Source organism: Ciceribacter ferrooxidans (assembly GCF_004137355.1).
GTDB lineage: Bacteria > Pseudomonadota > Alphaproteobacteria > Rhizobiales > Rhizobiaceae > Allorhizobium > Allorhizobium ferrooxidans.
In genome coordinates, this window is the sequence record NZ_SDVB01000170.1 from 53,642 (window position 1) to 69,588 (window position 15,947).

The window sequence follows — 15,947 nt, forward strand, 5'->3', positions numbered from 1 at the left end:
CGTCGCTCCGGACTTAGCCGATTTGCGAGAGGATTGGAAAGGTCTGCTGGAACCAGATCGCGAGGTTCGAGACGAAACCGAACATGAAGGCGAGCCCGGTCAGCACCAGCAGCGCGCCGATCAGTTTCTCGACGAGGCCGAGGTGGCGGCGGAAGCGCACGAGGAAACGCATGAAGGCGCCGGAAAAGGCGGCCGCGATCCAGAAGGGCACCGCAAGGCCGAGCGAATAGACGGCAAGCAGCATCGCCCCGTCGCCGACGGTCTCGCGCGAGGCGGCGACGCCGAGGATGGCGCCGAGAACCGGTCCGATGCAGGGCGTCCAGCCGAAAGCGAAGGCGAGCCCCATGACATAGGCACCGCCGAGGGTCGCCGGCTTGCCCTGCCCCTGGAAGCGCATTTCGCTCGCGAGAAAGCCGATGCGGAAAACGCCGAGGAAATTGAGCCCCATGACGATGATGATGAGGCCGCCGATCTTGGCGAGCAGGTCGAGATGCTGCCGAAGCAGCGTGCCGATGGTCGAGGCGCCGGCGCCGAGCGCCACGAAGACGGTGGCGAAGCCGAGCGTGAAGGCGAGCGCCGCGAACATGACCGCGCGCCGTGCCGCCGGATCGGCCTCCGCATGGCTCTCGCCGCGGAACTGCTCGACGGAGATGCCGGCCATATAGCAGAGATAGGGCGGAACAAGCGGCAGCACGCATGGCGACAGGAACGACAGCGCACCGGCCAGAAGCGCACTCAACAGGGAAATATCGGCAATCGACACGTCGGGTCTCCGCTATCCTTCGATGCGGCCTTCCTACCTTCCGGCGGGCTTGCTTGCCAATCACCTTTCCGCGCGTGCGGCAATTGGACAGTTTTCCCCGTTTTCGGCACGATTTTTGGGTTGACCGCACGGAGTCGCCTGCATATGTTCCGCGCACTTCCAGAGGAGCCGATTTGCCCCTCGACGGGAGCGCGTAGCTCAGCCGGTAGAGCAACTGACTTTTAATCAGTAGGTCCAGGGTTCGAATCCCTGCGCGCTCACCATTTTTCCCAATCGCTTACACAAGATCTCGTCAGGGCTTGTCGCAGCTGCCATAGCCGTGGTCTCGCCGCAGCCGTTGATCTCTTCCGGGACCAGACGGTCGTGTCGACCGGCACGGCGCATTTCCTCGACATGATTACATTAGAATAGTATAAATTATTGGTCTGGAGGCTCGCCATGAAGACAGCGTTGTTGGCGGCGATGATTGCGATGCTCTGTGCCGAGGGGGCGATTGCCGAGGAAAAAGCTCGGGTGAAGACCGACAATCTCATGCGGCGTGAGCTCAGAATCGGCACCCCGTCAGATCCGAAGCAAATCGCGAACGAAACACCTGCCGAAGATTGCAAGAAGACAAACACGTGCCCTTCCGAGGGCTCGTTGCCAGTTGTCAGACCTCAGGTGCGCAAGCTCCTTCAGCAGTCGCAATAGCTACTGCGAGGTTGCATGGCTCGGAATGACGAACCGGCCTGCCTCAACCTGCGACCGACCGTAACATCCTCTCCTTCATCGCCCGAACAGCCTCAACTGTCGTACGCCTTTCACCCGGTTGCGAGAAGCCGAAGGCGGAAAGCCGTGGATCGGCGGCGGCGATCGGCGCGCTGCAGGAGGCATGAAGCTCGAAGACGCCGGGCAGCGAGAGCAGACGGTCAACGGTCTCCGGCCGCACGCCAGCGCCCGGCATGATCGAGATACGGCCGGCGGCCCGGCGCGCGAGCCGTTCGAGACGCGGTAGCCCTTCGATCGCCGTCGTCGCGCCGCCGGAGGTCAGGATGCGCGAAAAGCCGAGTCGGACCGCGGTTTCGAGTTCCTCCTCCTGATCTGCGGCAAGGTCGAACGCGCGGTCGAGCGTCAGGTCCATGCCTTCCGCCGCGGCGACCAGTGTCTCCAGCGCCGCGACGTCGAGCTGACCGTCCGAACGCAACGCACCGATCACCACGCCCGCAAGCCCCACCGAGCGTGCCGCACGGACATCATCGACCATGACGCTGAGATCGTCCGTCGTGAACACAAAATCGCCGGTCCGGGGCCGGATCAGTGCATAGACGGGGACCGGGGAACCGGCGGCATGGGCCATGAGGCCGTGCGACGGGGTGAGCCCCCCGACGGTGAGCGCCGAGCACAGCTCGAGCCGGTCCGCCCCGCCCTCGATCGCTGCGGCGAGGCCGGCGGGATCGTCGACGCAGACTTCCAGGAGGGGCTTGCGGCGATCATGCCCGCCGTCACGTTCCGCCATCGTCCGCCTCCCGCAATGCCGCAGCGCCGGGGCGATCGAGGAGGCGTAGCAGCACGATGCCGCACAGCCCGCCGAACGCTCCCAGAATCGCCGTTCCGGCATAGTCGCTGATCCAGGTGCCGAGGGCAAACGCCAGCGAACTCAGGCCGCCGCTCAGGAAGACGTTGACGGCGATGAGCGAACTGCCGAGCCCGGCGCGCTCGGCGATCAGGTCCTGCAGGTATGTGATCGGAACGGAGATGATGCCGGCCGCTCCGAGGCTTGCGACCAGCGTCAGGACGTAAACGTCGCGCGGTGCATCGGCAAGGCCGAGAAAGACGAGGTAGGCGGCATAGACCGATGCGCTCGCGATCATGGCGAAGCGCGCGGATGTGCGCGCCTCCACCCAGCCCCAGAAGACGATGAAGACGATCTCCAGAAACGCGACGATCCCGACGATGACGCCGACATCGACTGCCGTGCCTTTCGCCTTGCCGGTGACGACGAGAGGCAGCACGGCGCCGTTGATGTGCAGCATCGAGGATATCAGCGCGATCGCGACGATCCGCGGCAGAACCCTGCCCGAAGCGATCTCGCCCAGCGAGGCGAGGAACGAGCCGCGCCGGACGCCGGCACTCCGTCCGGCATCGGCCGTCGACGACGACAGGACGAAGAGCAGGAAACAGGCGCCGCAGGCGATGCTCGCAAACAGAAAGGCGGGCAGCATCGAAGGGCCGCCGGCGAGAAGCGCGCCGACCACGCCCGGCACCAGCACCCACGAGAGCGAGAGCACGGCGCGTACAGCCGAGTTGACCGCGATCAGCTCGCGTGCGGCCATGTCGGCGGAGGCCGCCCTGATGCTGGCGAAGATCAGCGAATTGATCGAGCCGAAGACGGGAATGAAGACGAGCGTGGCGACCACGAAGACGGGCGCCGACGGAAATGCATAGACCATCGCGAAGCCGGCAACGCCAAAGAGCGACGCGACGAGCATCGGGCGCCGGTAGTGTCCGAGCCGGTCGACGAGAATGCCCGCGGCAATGCTGGCGCTGACGTTCACCAGCGCGGCGGCGAAGATCAGGACGGAATAGGCCCGGTCCGACAGTCCGAGTTCACGGATGCCGATCATCGACATGTAGGGCGAGGTCGCCGCTCCCGACGCGCCGAACAGGAAGATCGCGAACGCGCCGGTGCGGACCGGCGGATGGCGAATGAGGAGTGTCAGGGTCGACAGCATGGCGGCACATTGCACGAGTTGGAGGTCAAAGTGCCGGTCGTGGCCGCACGGTCCGGCCGGCCGCGAAATCAGTCGCGCCAGCGGGCGGAGAAGCGAACCACCGGCCGATAGGCGAAATCCTTGACGAAGGGATAGGTCGGCCGGACGCGGCGACGGTTCGGCAGCGCCGCGATGTCCTGGTTGATCACGCCGTCGGTCAGCGCCATCAGGTTCGGATTGGCGATCGGAGCGAGGTCCGGCGAGAGATAGCCGGATTTCACCACCAGCAGCCGAGCGCCCGCAGGATCGAGCCCGAGGCGGGTGAAGTCCGCGATGGCGTGATAGGGCCTGCGCTTCGCCGCGAGCACCAGCGTGATGCCGCCGATCATCACGACCGCCTGGCGGTCCGCCGGCGAACCGGGATCGTCGAGCCGCTGCACCGCCGCTTCCGCCTCGACCGAAGGGCTCGCCGGATCGAGCGAACCGCCGATCGTCAGCCGCAGGCGGGCACCCTCGCCTGCCGCAAAACAGGCATCGACGGCAGGGCGGTCGGTGATGCCGGCGACGACGGCGCCCTCGAAGTTCCGCGTAATCAGTGCCTTCAGGACGTCGGCACGGTCGCCGACCCCTCCGCCGGTCGGATTGTCGCCCGAGTCCGCGAGGATGACCGGACGTGTTGCGGCTCGTTCGGCGATGTCGAGCATGTCTTCGAGCGGGCCGGTTACCGGACCGAAGCGGAAGTCTTCGCGGGCGTCCCAATAGGACTGGGCGATTTCGCTTGCCGTCCGCTCGGCGGCGGCCCGGTCGATCGCCGTCACCACCGAACAGGCGGTGGCTCGCGGCTCGTCGGCCCAGACATAGCCGACCATCAGGTTGGCGTCCCAGATGCCGGGCACGGCGTCGTGCTCCGGCAGCCTGAGATAGAGGCTTTTCGCCGGCTCGTCCTCGGTCGAGGTGCGCTCACCCGGCAGAAGCACCGGAACCGGCGCCCAGGAGACGCCCGGCCGTTCGCCAGTCTGAAGCGCCCGCACCAGCATCGACCAGGCGCGCACCATCGTCTCGCGCACGTCGATATGCGGCGCGGTCCGGTAGCCGGCGAAGATGTCGAGCTGGTCGACGATCTTCTGGGTGACGTTGCCGTGCAAATCGTAGCTCGCGGCGACCGCGGTCTCCGGACCGACCATGGCACGGGCGGCGGCGATCCAGTCGCCCTCGGCATCGTCCATGCCCTCGACGTTCATCGCTCCGTGCATCGCGAGATAGAGACCATCGAGGGGCAGCGCCGCCTTCAGTCGCTCCAGGAACTCGGCCTTGAAGGCCTCGTAGGTGGGACGCGCCACCGGACCGCCCGGAACGGCACGGGCATGCAGCAGCGGCAGAGGCTCGATGCCGTCGCCCTCAAGGAAGCTGAAATAGTCGGCCGCGAGCAGGTCATCCCCGCGCAGGACGCGAAAATCCTCAGGCTGCATGAGCACCGGAGACGAGGTGCTGCATTCGGTGTGGATGCCGCCAACGGCAATGCGCAACGTCATCTGCGGCTCTCCTCAGTAGCGCGGGCTCAGGCGGACGATCGCGGCAAAGCGCAGCCAGTCCTTGCCTTCGGCGGGCGTCCATGCCGCTTCGGCCACTGCCGGCAGACGCGGGAAGACGAGGTGGTTGAAATAGTCGCGGTTGAGGAAATGCTCCGACCAGATGCAGGCCTGCACACCACGCATGCGCGGTTTCAGCGCCTCGGGGAACTCGCCGACGGCCTCGTATGTATAGGTGTGGTGCGGCGGCACGGTTCCCGCCCAGCTCGCGCCCGGCTCCTGCCATTCGCTCGCCTGCACCATGTCGAGGTAATAAGCCTGACCCGGCGTCATCACCACGTCATAGCCCTGTTTTGCGAGTTCGAGGCCGACCTCGGGCTTCTGCCAGGCCATCAACAGAGTGCCCGCCGGATCGACGCCGCCGCCGTGAGAGACCTCGTCCCAGCCGGCAAGGCTCCGCCCGCGGTCGGCGAGCATGCCCTGAATGCGTTTCATGAAATAGGATTGCAGCCCGAACGTACCTTCGATCCCTTCCCGCTCCATGAGGCTGCGGGCAAGCGGCGAAGCCATCCAGGTGTTCGCGGCCACTTCGTCGCCGCCGATATGGATGAGCTTCGACGGGAAGATGGCGACCATCTCGTCGAAGACCTTGCCGAGGAACTCGTAGGTTCGCTCGATCGCCGGGTTGAGGGCGTTGTTGGGATAGCCCTGCACGGAACGATAACTGTCCGGCGCCTCCTGCCCGTCGATGAGATCGGGAAGTGCCGCAAGCGCCGCCGTGCTGTGGCCGGGGATGTCGATCTCCGGCACGACCTCGATTGCGAGTGCGGCGGCGTGGGCGACAACCTCCCTCGCCTGCTCCTGCGTATAGAAGCCGCCGACCGGCTCGGCGCCGTTTCCGAGCTGCGGCAGCAGCGGTTCGTCCGGCCCGCGCAGTACGCCGACGGTCGTCAGCTCCGGGAAAGCTTTGATTTCGAGCCGCCAGGCCTCGTCATCCGTCAGGTGCCAGTGGAAGGTGTTCATCCGGAACCAGGCGAGGATGTCGATCAGGCGCTTGACGTCAGCGACGGGATAGAACTGCCGTGACACGTCGAGATGACAGCCGCGCCAGCCGTAGCGGGGCGCATCCAAAATCATCCCCGATGCGGGGAAGCGGAACGTGTCGGGCTTCGTCCGTGCACCGTGGAGAAGCTGGGCAAGCACCGTCAGGCCGTATTGCAGGCCCGCCGCATCACCGTAGCGCAACTTGACCGCGTCGGCTGCGAACGTGAGCTCGTAGCCCGACGGCGCAACGCCGTCCTGCCTTGCGAAGCGTAGGACCCGGCCCTCATGGACCGGCGCAAGTGCAAACGGTACGTGGGCGACGGAATAGAGCCGCTGGAACAGAGAAAGAACGGTGTCGATCGCCCGCAATTCATCGAGCGTGGCACCTGCCGCGGGATGAAGCGCGACCGGGATTGTGTCGCCGGCGGTCAGCGACGCCTTCGCCGGCCATGGCAGGATCGAGAACGGTTCCCTCACCTCGCCTTCGGGCAGCAGTTGCGGCGCCGGCTCGCTGTGGCGGCCTTCCAGCATCAGGTCGCCGACCTCGACGGCGTGGTGACTGCCGTCGGCAAGCGTCAGGTAGGCCGATTTCGCCCCATCGGTCCTGTGGCGCGCCGGGCGCAGCAGGCCCTCGACGGTGAAGCGCCAGGATCTGCCCGGCGCCAGCGAGAGGCCTGCCGGCGGCGCATATTGATGAAAGTTCGCGTTGCGCCTCAGGAAGGCGGCGTTGCCACAGGCCGGGGCGTCGCCGACGCGGGTGAGCGAAGTATAGGCGAGCTTGAAATCGGCGATCGTCTCTGCGGAAAGATTGACCAGCGTGACGACGAAGCCGCCGCCTTCATCTCTGGCGATCGGATGCCAGGCATTTTCGAGACGGAATTGGGCTGTGGCCATGATGCGTTCCCCTTCGGTCTTTGCTCAGTAGTGCGGCGATTGCGAGAAGGTGCCGGCAAGTTCGGCCTGGCCGGCCGTCAGGCCGCAGTCGACGGCAAGGCAGACGCCGGTGATTGCCGCCGCCTGATCGCTCGCAAGGAAGAAGACGGCGTTCGCCACGTCCTCAGGATCGACGATGCGGCGCAACGGATACCAGCGCTTCGCCTCCTCGAAGACCTGCGGATTGGCGGCGGCGCGCGCCTCCCAGGCGCGGGTGCGCACCGTTCCCGGCGCGACCGCGTTCGCACGGATGCCGAACTTTCCGTACTCAACGGCGATCAGCTTCGTCAGATGAATGAGGCCTGCCTTGGCTGCGCTGTAGGCGGGATGGCCGTAGACCGCGAGACCGTTCACCGAGGCGATGTTGACCACCGATCCGCCGCTCTCTTTCAGCGCGTCCGCGAAGGCGCGGAAGCAGAGGAACGGCGCTTCGAGGTTGAGCGCACTGTCCTTCCGCCAGATCTCGCCGTCGGTATCGTGCAGGCTGACGGCGCGTGCCGCGCCGGCATTGTTGACGAGTGTCTTCACTCGCCCCAGCCGTGCCGCGCGGCTGGCGGCGTCTGCAAGGCTTTCTTCGCTCGTGACGTCGCAGACGGCGGGAACCATGCGCTCCGGCGCGCCCGAGCTCTCGGCCGCGGCGCGCAAGGCATCCCCATCAATGTCGAGAAGCAGGACGGCGTCATGGCTTTCGGCGAGCCTTGCAGCGATCGCCCGCCCGATGTCGCCGGCCGCACCCGTCACGACGGCAACGGAGCGGTTCACAGCCGCGCACCGCGAAGGCAGGAGGACGAGCGGATCGTGGACAAGGCTAGTCTCCCAGAGGTTGCCGGTCGTCGCCGTCGCGATGTTCGACCAGTTGCTGCTTGATGTGACGCAGGGTGATCTGCGAGGTCTTGCGATTGCGGTAGGCGACGAGGCTCGCCAGCACATCGACGACGGCGAGGTAGGCGAAGCGGGTCGATGTCGGACGGAAGATGTTCTCCCCCTCCGGCAGGTCGATGCCGATCACGATCTCGGCGGCGCGCGCGACGGGGCTGTCACTCTGGGTCAGCGCGATCGTGGCGATGCCGTTCTCGCGGGCGAGATTGAAGCAGCGCACCAGCTCGCCGTTGCGGCCGGAAAGCGACGAACCGATGATGACGTCGTTCGAGCGGGCCGCAGCCGTCATCATCAGTTGCATGGCGTGGTCGTTGCTGACCGTCACCCGCACACCGAGCCGGAACAGCCGGTTCTGGATTTCGCCGGCGATCATCGAGGAATTGCCGCCCGACCCGAAGGCGTAGAGCATCTCGGCCCGCGACAGGCGGTCCGCGGCCTTTTCCAGCATGTCCGGATCGAGGGCGCGGTGAACGAGGTAAAGGGCGTTCTGCGCCTTGGTGATGACGTCCGCCGCGACATCCGCCGGCTTGGTGCTCTCTGCTTCCGGATTGAGGTAGCGCACGCCGACATAGGCGGTGCGGGCGAGATTCACCTTGAAATCGGCAAAGCTCTGGCAACCGAGCCGCCGGCAGAAGCGCGTGACGGTCGGCGGCGAAACCTGGGCGCGCTCGGCAAGCTCGATGATCGAGGCATTGACGGCGAAATCGAACTGGTCGAGCAGGATATCCACGATACGCTGCTCGGAGGGCGAAAACTGCCCCGTTTCTTCCTGTAATGTCGCGAAAATATCCACTGCAGCCTTCCCCGCTTCCGAACGCTATTTCGAGGACTTGTAGGCTATGCAGTCGATCTCGACCTTGCAATCGACCATCATCGACGACTGCACGCAGGCGCGGGCCGGCGGATGGTCACCGAAATACTGCTGGTAGACCTTGTTGAAGCTCCAGAAGTCGCGGGGATCGTCGAGCCACACGCCGCAGCGCACGACGTGCTCGACGCCGTAACCGGCCTCATGCAGGATGGTGATCAGGTTGGCGATCGCCTTGTGGGTCTGCTCGACGATGCCGCCCTGGACGATCTCGCCGTTCTCCATCGCGACCTGGCCGGAGACATGCAGCCAGCCATCGGCCTCGACGGCGCGGGCAAAAGGCAGGCGCTGCCCGCCTGCACCGGATTGCTCACTGCCGTAACGCCTGATCGCCATGACTCGCTCTATGCAAATTATTTTCGTCGTCGATTGACAAATCATCATGGAAAACCGATTTTGGCCAGAGGAAATTGACATTTATGAAAAGAATTTAGGAATGACACTCAACCGGGACCCCTACAAGAATCCGTTCGTCGCGTCCGATGCGGCTTGCCATGCGATCTGGGAGATGCTGGTCCCGCGGGATATCGACGCATTCCTTTCCGCCGACTGGTCGATGGTCGCCGGCGACTTCATCGAGGAAGGCTTTCTCGGCGTCAGCGGCAATCGTGAGCCGAACCCGGACCGCTGGACGCTCGCCTTTCCGACGCTCGCCGCCTATCGCGACGAGTGGCTGCGGCAGGCGCGCGATTTCGCCGGCAAGACCTACGGCGAGGACCCGCGCACGGCGATCTTCCGCACCACCCGGCTCGAAGAAATCGAGATCGCCGGCGAGACGGCGCTGGTGCGCAAGAAGTTCGACGGCGGCATCCGCATGACCGACGGCGGTCTCGACGTCATGAAATGGCAGACGCTCTATTACTGCCGCCTCCACGAAGGTCGCTGGAAGATCAGCGGTTTTACCGGTTACCTGCCCTATCCCATGGGGTGAGGCGCTCTTCTCACGACACCGAAGGCCATCGTCTTGCGCATCTTCACCGCCGCCCTCGCAACGGAAACCAATACCTTCTCGCCCATCTGCATCGACCGGCGCGCCTTCGAGGATTCCCTCTACGCCCCTCCCGGCACGCATCCACAGACGCCGACGCTCTGCACCGCGCCGATCACCGTCGGCCGCCGGGTGGCAGCCGAGAAGGGCTGGACACTGATCGAGGGAACGGCAGCCTGGGCCGATCCCGCCGGCCTCGTCAACCGCGAGACCTACGAGGGCCTGCGCGACGAAATCCTCGACCAGTTGCGGGCGGCGATGCCGGTCGACGCCGTCGTGCTCGGCCTGCACGGGGCCATGGTGGCGGCCGGCTACATAGATCCGGAGGGCGATCTTCTCACGCGCATCCGCGAGATCATCGGGCCGGACGTGCTGCTCTGCGCCGAGCTCGACCCGCACAGCCACCTGACGGCCAAGCGCGTGGCGGCGGCCGACTTCTTCGTCGTGTTCAAAGAGTTCCCGCACACGGATTTCGTCGCCCGCGCCGAGGATCTGTGGAGGATAACGGTCGATACCCTGGAAGGCCGGGTAAAACCGGTCATGTCGGTCTTCGATTGCCGGATGATCGACGTCTTCCCGACCTCACGGGAGCCGATGCGTTCCTTTGTCGACAGGCTGATGGCGATCGAGGCGGAGAACGAGGACGTGCTGTCGCTCTCCGTCATCCACGGCTTCATGGCCGGGGACGTGCCGGAACTCGGCACCAGGACGATCGCGGTCACCGATGCAAAGCCCGAGAAAGGTGAGCGCCTCGCCCGCGAGCTGGGGCTCGAACTCTTTTCGATGCGCGGCACGTTCATGATGCCGCAGATCGACGAGAAGGAGGCCGTGAGCCGCGCACTGGCGGCCACGCGCGGACCGGTCGTCATCGCCGACATGTGGGACAATCCGGGAGGCGGCACGGCGGGTGACGCGACCGTCATCCTGGAGGAACTCCTCTCGCGCGGCGCGACGGACGTGGCCGTCGGCATGATCTGGGACCCGATCGCCGTCCAGCTCTGCATGGCGGCCGGCGAAGGAGCGGAAATCCCCTTGCGTTTCGGGGCAAAGTCGGCGCCGGGCACCGGCAACCCGATCGACGGGCTCGTCGAGGTCGTGCGTGTCGTGCCGAACGCCGAAATGCGCTTCGGCGAGAGCGTGGCGCCATTCGGAGACGCCGCACACATCCGCCTCACAGGCATCGACATCGTGCTGAGCAGCGTGCGCGTCCAGAGCTACGATCCGTCGCTCTTCACCGCGCTGGGCATCGATCCGCAGAGCAAGCGCATCCTGGTGATAAAGTCGACGAACCATTTCTACGCCGCCTTTTCGAAGATCGCGTCGGAAATCCTCTACTGCTCCGCCGGCTCCCCCTATCCGAACGAACCGGCGACCAATCCCTACCGGCGCGCAAGGCGCGACATATGGCCGATGACGGCCGATCCGCACGGCGCAGAGGTGGCGTGACACGCGCACTGCATTTGAAACCGGCAGTCGCCGGTCGCCGCGCGGTATGGTAGCGTCTCGCGCGTGCGGGATCACCAGTGCCTCGCATCGGGAGGAGAAAAGGCATGCCATCCAATGATGAACTGCCCCAGGAGCGACGCCTGCGCGGCGGCTGCATGTGCGAGGCCGTGACCTACGAGGTCGCGGACAATTTCCTCTACGCGATCAACTGCCACTGTTCGAAGTGCCGGCGGACCACCGGTTCGGCCTTCAAGCCGATCGCCGGCGTCGCGGTCGAGGACTTCGAGGTTACGGCCGGTACGGACAATCTCTTCCGGCACGGTGATCCGGACGGCATTCACGACATGCATTGCCGCACCTGCGGCTCGCTCGTCTATTCGTGGATCGCCGAGCGCGGTACCGTGAAGGTGCACGTGCCGATGGGCACGCTGATGGACGCGCCGTCGATCAGGCCGGCGATGCACATCTTCGTCGGCTCGAAGGCGCCGTGGTTCGAGATCACCGACGACCTTCCCCAGTACGTGAGCTTTCCGCCCTGACCGGGGCCGACGCCCCTCATTCCGCGGCGGTGACGGCCGCCGGCAGTTCAAGCCTGTGCCAGTCGATGCGCCGCTCGAGCGCCCTGCCCGAGGGATCGAAGAGGTGACAATCCGCCGCCATAACGCCGGTCAGGATCGGCTCTTCGGCGCGGATCGGCGCCGATCCCGGCAGGAGCGCGCAATAGGGTTCACCGGACGGCAGGCTCGCATAGGCGATCGTATTGATGCCGAGCCGCTCGATCACCGAAGGCACGACGCGGATGGCGAGATCGCCGGCGGCGAGAGTCGTGTGTTCCGGCCGGATGCCGAGCGTCAGCGTCTCGCCGACGAGGCCGGCTGAAGCCTCCACGGCGATCGTCGCCGTCTGCCCTTCATAGGAAACGGTGACTCCGTCCTCTCCGACCGCAGTGCAGGTCACGGGCACGAAGTTCATCTTCGGATTGCCGATGAAGCCGGCGACGAAGAGGTTCTGCGGCTTGTGATAGAGTTCGAGCGGCGCGCCGACCTGGGCCACGTCGCCGGCGTTCAGCACGACGATGCGGTCGGCCATGGTCATCGCCTCGACCTGGTCATGGGTGACGTAGATCATCGTCGCCTTCAGGTCGCGATGGAGCTTTGTGAGTTCGATGCGCATGTCCGAGCGAAGGGCTGCATCGAGGTTCGAAAGCGGCTCGTCGAACAGAAATATCTTCGGCTCGCGGACGATCGCCCGGCCGATCGCCACGCGCTGGCGCTGGCCGCCGGAGAGCATGCCCGGCCGCTGCTCCAACCGCTGTTCGAGCTTGAGGATCGTTGCGACCGCCTCCACCTTCTCGCGGATCATCGCCTCCGGCATCTTTTCGACCCGCAGCGGAAAGGCGATGTTTTCGAACACCGACATGTGCGGATAGAGCGCATAGGACTGAAAGACCATGGCGATGCCACGCTCGACCGGCGGCCTGTCGTTGACCCGCTCGCCGTCGATGACGATATCGCCGCCGCTGGTGTCGTCGAGCCCGGCGATCATGCGCAGAAGCGTCGATTTCCCGCAGCCGGAAGGACCAACGAAGACGACGAACTCTCCGTTGCCGATCTCGAGCGACACACCCTTGATGACTTCGAAATGGCCGTAGGACTTGACGACCCTGTTGAGATTAAGCTGACCCACGTCCCTGTTTCTCCACGCTGCCGACGTCCTTCGTGCGGGTGCCGGCCGTTCCTGCGAAAGCGAGGTCGCGGGTTTTCACCCGCGACCGTCTTGCAGCTTACTTGTACTGGTCGAGTTCGGCGGCGGCCTTCTTCAAGGCATCCGCGGGTTCGGCCTTGCCAGTGACGACCGACTGCACCATCTCGATCATCACGTTCTGGAATCCGCGATAGTCGGTGAAGAGCGGTTCCGGGCCACCATAGGTGATGCCGTCGATCAGCGGCTTCCAGTAGGGATCCTTGGCGACGAACTCGTCGACCTTCGGGCCGGGACGCAGCGGCGTGAGGCCGGCACCGCCCTGCAACTCGTACTCGCCCTGCGGACCGGGAGAGGTGATGAACTTGGCGAACTCGATCGCCTTGTCCTCGACGCCCGAACCCTTGAAGACAGCGAGGCTGTCGGTGATGAGCAGCGTGCCCTCACCCTTGGCCGAGGGGCCGAGCGGCAGAGGCGCGATGCCCCAGTTCAGGCCGCGCTCCTTGAGGAGGGTCGCCGCACCCGAGCCGGCCTGGATCATGCCGAGTTTGCCGTCGAGGAAGATCGCACGCACTTCGTTCTGTTCGTAGGCGGTCGGCCCTTCCTCGGAATAGGGCGCAATGTCCTTGTAGGCCTGAAGAGCCGCCAGCACTTCCGGGCTGTCGATGACGATCTTGTCGCCGTCGATGACCTTGCCGTTGTTCGTGTAGACCCAATGCATGAACTGATGCATCGTGTTGTCGAAGGTCTTGGCCGGCAGGCCGTAGCCGGCGATGCCGGTCTTCTCCTTGATCTGCTTGGCAAAAGCGATCTCTTCGGCCCAGGTCTTCGGCGGGGTTTCCGGATCGAGACCGGCCTGCTTGAACAGATCCTTGTTCCAGTAGAGAACCTTGGTGGAGAAGGCGATCGGCACGCCCCACTGGTTGTCGTCGAAGGTGACGGTGTCGACGATGTTCGGATAATAGCTCGCCTTCTCCTCGTCCGTCATCGGGACCGGAACGATCATGTCGTTCTGGGCGAATTCCTTGAGCGTGCGCGAACCGACATAGGCGAGTGCGGCCGGAGAGCCGGAAGCGGCGAGCGTCGTCGCCTTGTCCTGGCACTGCGCCCAGCCGACGACTTCCGGAACGACTTTGTAACCGGCGTTCTTTCCTTCCCATTCCTTGATGTATTTCTCGTGGATCGGGTCGATCTTGTCGCCGCAATAGATCCAGCTGATCTCCTGGTCGGCAGCGAGCGACGGCAGTGCCGAACCGGCGAGCAGCGCCAGCGTGCCTGCGAGAATGCAAAAAGTCCTTTTCATCTGTGGTTCCCCTTATTTTGACAGGTTGGTCTTTCGGTATTTCAGATGGCAGGTCGTCTCCCTACTTCACGGCGCCGGCGGTGAGCCCGCTCACCAGATAGCGTTGCAGGAAGAAGATCACGATCAGCGCCGGCGCTATGCCGACGAAGCTTGCGGCCATCAATTCGTTCCAGACCACCTCCTGCCGTCCGAAATAGGCAAAGAGCCCGATCGGCAGCGGCATGTACTCGGTCTTGGAATTGAAGGTCAGCGCGAAGATGAACTGTTGGGCGTATGCCCCGATGAAGGTGGTGATGGCGACGACGGCGATGCCCGGTGCGGCAAGCGGCAGGACCACCCGCCGGAACGTGTAGAAATAACCGGCGCCGTCGACATAGGCGGCTTCCTCGAGCTCCCTCGGGATGCGCATCATGTAGGTCCGCAGCAGCCAGATCGCCGTCGGAATGAGGAAGGCGGCGCCGGGGACGATCATCGCGAGATAGGTGTTGAGGACGCCGAAGGAGCGCATGAGCCGGAAGAGAGGGATGAGCAGCACCGCGCCAGAGAACATGTTCACCGCGAGGAAGGCGCCGAGCAGCGGTCCCCTGCCCCTGAAATCGAAGCGCGCGAACGCATAGGCGGCAGGGACGACGAGAAGCAGCACGACCAGGGTCGCCACGCCGGAAATGAAGAAGGAATTGAAGATGTAGCGGGCAAAGCCCGGCACGCTGACCCACATGGTGCGGTAGGCCTCGAAGGAGCCGTTCTCCGGCCAGAAGCGGTAGGGCGAGGAGAAGAGCTGGCTGAGCGGCTTCAGCGAAACCAGGAATCCTTCGACGAAAGGCGCGAGCACGAAGGTGAGAAAGACCGCGATCCCGGTATAGATGCCGACGATCTCGTACCACCGGTAGCGGTTGATCATGGAATTCGGCTGTCTCATCGCTTCTCTCCGACGGCAAGGCGGCTGGTCACGCGGAAGTAGGCGATGCAGAAGATCGACAGGAAGATGCAGATCAGCACCGCGCGGGCAGCGCCCTCCCCGTATTTCTTCGACCCGATCGCCGTGCGGTAGGTGTCGATGATCATCGTCGTCGTTTCGCCGGTCGGCCCGCCCTGCGTCAGGATCCAGATGATGTCGAAGGAGTTGAAGGTCGAAATCAGCGAGATCATCGACATGGTGATCATCGCCGGAAGGAGCAGCGGCAGCGTGATCCGGCGGAAGCGGTAGAAGCGGCCGGCGCCGTCCGTCCAGGCGGCTTCGTAGAGATCCTGCGGAATGGCCTGGATGGCGGCGAGCATGTAGAGCGTCACCATCGGCACGCCGATCCAGACGTCGGTAAAGATCGTCGCCCAGAAGGCGGTCGAACCGTGGGCGAGGAAGGCGACCGGCCCGTCGACGAAGCCGAAACGTTGCAGGAGGCCGGAAATCATGCCGAACTGGCCATTGTACATCCAGCCCCACATGAAGATGCCAATCGCCATCGGCACGATCCACGGCGGCATGGTGAGCACACGGAAGATCGCGCGGCCCGGCACCGCAGCGTTCAGCATGGTCGCGCCGAAGGTGCCGATCAGCATCTTGATCGCGACCGAGAAGAAGGTCCAGACGAAGGTCCGCAGGATGACTTCGGCGAAGGTCGCGTTGAAGATCTTGTCGTAGTTCACCCAGCCGACCCAATTCGTCACGCGCTTCAGAGAAGCGTCCGTGAAAGACAGGATCAACGTGTCGACCAGCGGATAGGCGACGATCGCGGCGACGTAGAGGATTGCCGGCGCGAGCAGCAACCAGGCAAAGATGATGGCGCTTCGTCTGGCCTGCATGGC

16 protein-coding genes and 1 tRNA gene are annotated in these 15,947 nt (G+C 64.8%); 5 read left to right on the plus strand and 12 right to left on the minus strand.

Annotated elements, in window-relative coordinates:
• Nucleotides 1–13: 13 nt before the first annotated feature.
• Complete coding sequence (locus tag EUU22_RS04570) at nt 14–763, minus strand: cytochrome c biogenesis CcdA family protein (protein WP_129330886.1); 750 nt, start codon at nt 761–763, stop codon at nt 14–16.
• A 187-nt stretch (nt 764–950) separates the two neighbouring features.
• Between EUU22_RS04570 and EUU22_RS04575 the strand changes: the two genes are divergently transcribed.
• Nucleotides 951–1,026: transfer RNA gene (locus tag EUU22_RS04575), tRNA-Lys, on the plus strand.
• 175 nt (nt 1,027–1,201) lie between these two features.
• Nucleotides 1,202–1,453 (plus strand): hypothetical protein, encoded by a 252-nt coding sequence (locus EUU22_RS04580; protein WP_129330887.1) that lies wholly within the window; start codon nt 1,202–1,204, stop codon nt 1,451–1,453.
• Between the two features lie 43 nt (nt 1,454–1,496).
• Here the strand turns inward: EUU22_RS04580 and EUU22_RS04585 are convergent, their stop codons facing one another.
• From EUU22_RS04585 to EUU22_RS04615, 7 genes are all read right to left on the minus strand, one after another.
• On the minus strand, nt 1,497–2,258 hold the full coding sequence (locus EUU22_RS04585) for a copper homeostasis protein CutC (RefSeq protein WP_129330888.1): 762 nt from the start codon (nt 2,256–2,258) through the stop codon (nt 1,497–1,499).
• A complete protein-coding gene (locus tag EUU22_RS04590) occupies nt 2,245–3,474 on the minus strand; it encodes an MFS transporter (RefSeq protein ID WP_129330889.1) in 1,230 nt (409 codons plus the stop codon). Before EUU22_RS04590 ends, EUU22_RS04585 begins: the two co-directional genes overlap by 14 nt.
• A gap of 68 nt (nt 3,475–3,542) precedes the next feature.
• Complete coding sequence (locus tag EUU22_RS04595; protein WP_129331470.1) at nt 3,543–4,979, minus strand: M81 family metallopeptidase; 1,437 nt, start codon at nt 4,977–4,979, stop codon at nt 3,543–3,545.
• An 18-nt stretch (nt 4,980–4,997) separates the two neighbouring features.
• The gene (locus EUU22_RS04600) at nt 4,998–6,920 is read right to left on the minus strand and encodes a beta-N-acetylhexosaminidase (RefSeq protein ID WP_129330890.1); all 1,923 of its coding nucleotides are present in this window, start codon (nt 6,918–6,920) and stop codon (nt 4,998–5,000) included.
• Nucleotides 6,921–6,944: 24 nt separating this feature from the next.
• Nucleotides 6,945–7,721 carry an SDR family oxidoreductase gene (locus EUU22_RS04605; RefSeq protein ID WP_205687864.1) on the minus strand — a complete coding sequence of 259 codons (777 nt, stop codon included), beginning with the start codon at nt 7,719–7,721 and terminating at the stop codon, nt 6,945–6,947.
• A gap of 46 nt (nt 7,722–7,767) precedes the next feature.
• Nucleotides 7,768–8,631, minus strand: a complete 864-nt coding sequence (locus tag EUU22_RS04610) for a MurR/RpiR family transcriptional regulator (RefSeq protein WP_129330892.1) — start codon at nt 8,629–8,631, stop codon at nt 7,768–7,770.
• 24 nt (nt 8,632–8,655) lie between these two features.
• Entirely contained in the window at nt 8,656–9,042 is a 387-nt protein-coding gene (locus EUU22_RS04615) for a RidA family protein (RefSeq protein ID WP_129330893.1), read from the minus strand.
• Nucleotides 9,043–9,142: 100 nt separating this feature from the next.
• Between EUU22_RS04615 and EUU22_RS04620 the strand changes: the two genes are divergently transcribed.
• From EUU22_RS04620 to EUU22_RS04630, 3 genes are all read left to right on the plus strand, one after another.
• Nucleotides 9,143–9,637, plus strand: a complete 495-nt coding sequence (locus EUU22_RS04620; protein WP_129330894.1) for a hypothetical protein — start codon at nt 9,143–9,145, stop codon at nt 9,635–9,637.
• A gap of 33 nt (nt 9,638–9,670) precedes the next feature.
• Nucleotides 9,671–11,140 (plus strand): M81 family metallopeptidase, encoded by a 1,470-nt coding sequence (locus tag EUU22_RS04625; protein WP_129330895.1) that lies wholly within the window; start codon nt 9,671–9,673, stop codon nt 11,138–11,140.
• A 104-nt stretch (nt 11,141–11,244) separates the two neighbouring features.
• Nucleotides 11,245–11,679, plus strand: coding sequence for a GFA family protein (locus EUU22_RS04630; RefSeq protein ID WP_129330896.1), 435 nt, complete (start codon nt 11,245–11,247; stop codon nt 11,677–11,679).
• Nucleotides 11,680–11,695: 16 nt separating this feature from the next.
• Here EUU22_RS04630 and EUU22_RS04635 read toward each other — a convergent pair whose 3' ends face one another.
• From EUU22_RS04635 to EUU22_RS04650, 4 genes are all read right to left on the minus strand, one after another.
• Complete coding sequence (locus EUU22_RS04635; RefSeq protein ID WP_129330897.1) at nt 11,696–12,826, minus strand: ABC transporter ATP-binding protein; 1,131 nt, start codon at nt 12,824–12,826, stop codon at nt 11,696–11,698.
• Between the two features lie 97 nt (nt 12,827–12,923).
• Nucleotides 12,924–14,144 (minus strand): ABC transporter substrate-binding protein, encoded by a 1,221-nt coding sequence (locus EUU22_RS04640; protein ID WP_129330898.1) that lies wholly within the window; start codon nt 14,142–14,144, stop codon nt 12,924–12,926.
• A gap of 61 nt (nt 14,145–14,205) precedes the next feature.
• Entirely contained in the window at nt 14,206–15,063 is an 858-nt protein-coding gene (locus tag EUU22_RS04645; RefSeq protein WP_129330899.1) for a carbohydrate ABC transporter permease, read from the minus strand.
• A complete protein-coding gene (locus EUU22_RS04650; RefSeq protein WP_129330900.1) occupies nt 15,060–15,944 on the minus strand; it encodes a carbohydrate ABC transporter permease in 885 nt (294 codons plus the stop codon). The genes EUU22_RS04645 and EUU22_RS04650 overlap by 4 nt, the downstream gene beginning before the upstream one ends.
• Nucleotides 15,945–15,947 lie beyond the last annotated feature (3 nt).

Coding starts and splice junctions, on each gene's coding strand:
- EUU22_RS04590 (WP_129330889.1), bottom strand. CDS start 3,474: ATGCTGTCGACCCTGACACTCCTCATTCGCCATCCGCCGGTCCGCACC.
- EUU22_RS04630 (WP_129330896.1), top strand. CDS start 11,245: ATGCCATCCAATGATGAACTGCCCCAGGAGCGACGCCTGCGCGGCGGC.
- EUU22_RS04615 (WP_129330893.1), bottom strand. CDS start 9,042: ATGGCGATCAGGCGTTACGGCAGTGAGCAATCCGGTGCAGGCGGGCAG.
- EUU22_RS04580 (WP_129330887.1), top strand. CDS start 1,202: ATGAAGACAGCGTTGTTGGCGGCGATGATTGCGATGCTCTGTGCCGAG.
- EUU22_RS04620 (WP_129330894.1), top strand. CDS start 9,143: ATGACACTCAACCGGGACCCCTACAAGAATCCGTTCGTCGCGTCCGAT.
- EUU22_RS04640 (WP_129330898.1), bottom strand. CDS start 14,144: ATGAAAAGGACTTTTTGCATTCTCGCAGGCACGCTGGCGCTGCTCGCC.
- EUU22_RS04645 (WP_129330899.1), bottom strand. CDS start 15,063: ATGAGACAGCCGAATTCCATGATCAACCGCTACCGGTGGTACGAGATC.
- EUU22_RS04650 (WP_129330900.1), bottom strand. CDS start 15,944: ATGCAGGCCAGACGAAGCGCCATCATCTTTGCCTGGTTGCTGCTCGCG.
- EUU22_RS04585 (WP_129330888.1), bottom strand. CDS start 2,258: ATGGCGGAACGTGACGGCGGGCATGATCGCCGCAAGCCCCTCCTGGAA.
- EUU22_RS04600 (WP_129330890.1), bottom strand. CDS start 6,920: ATGGCCACAGCCCAATTCCGTCTCGAAAATGCCTGGCATCCGATCGCC.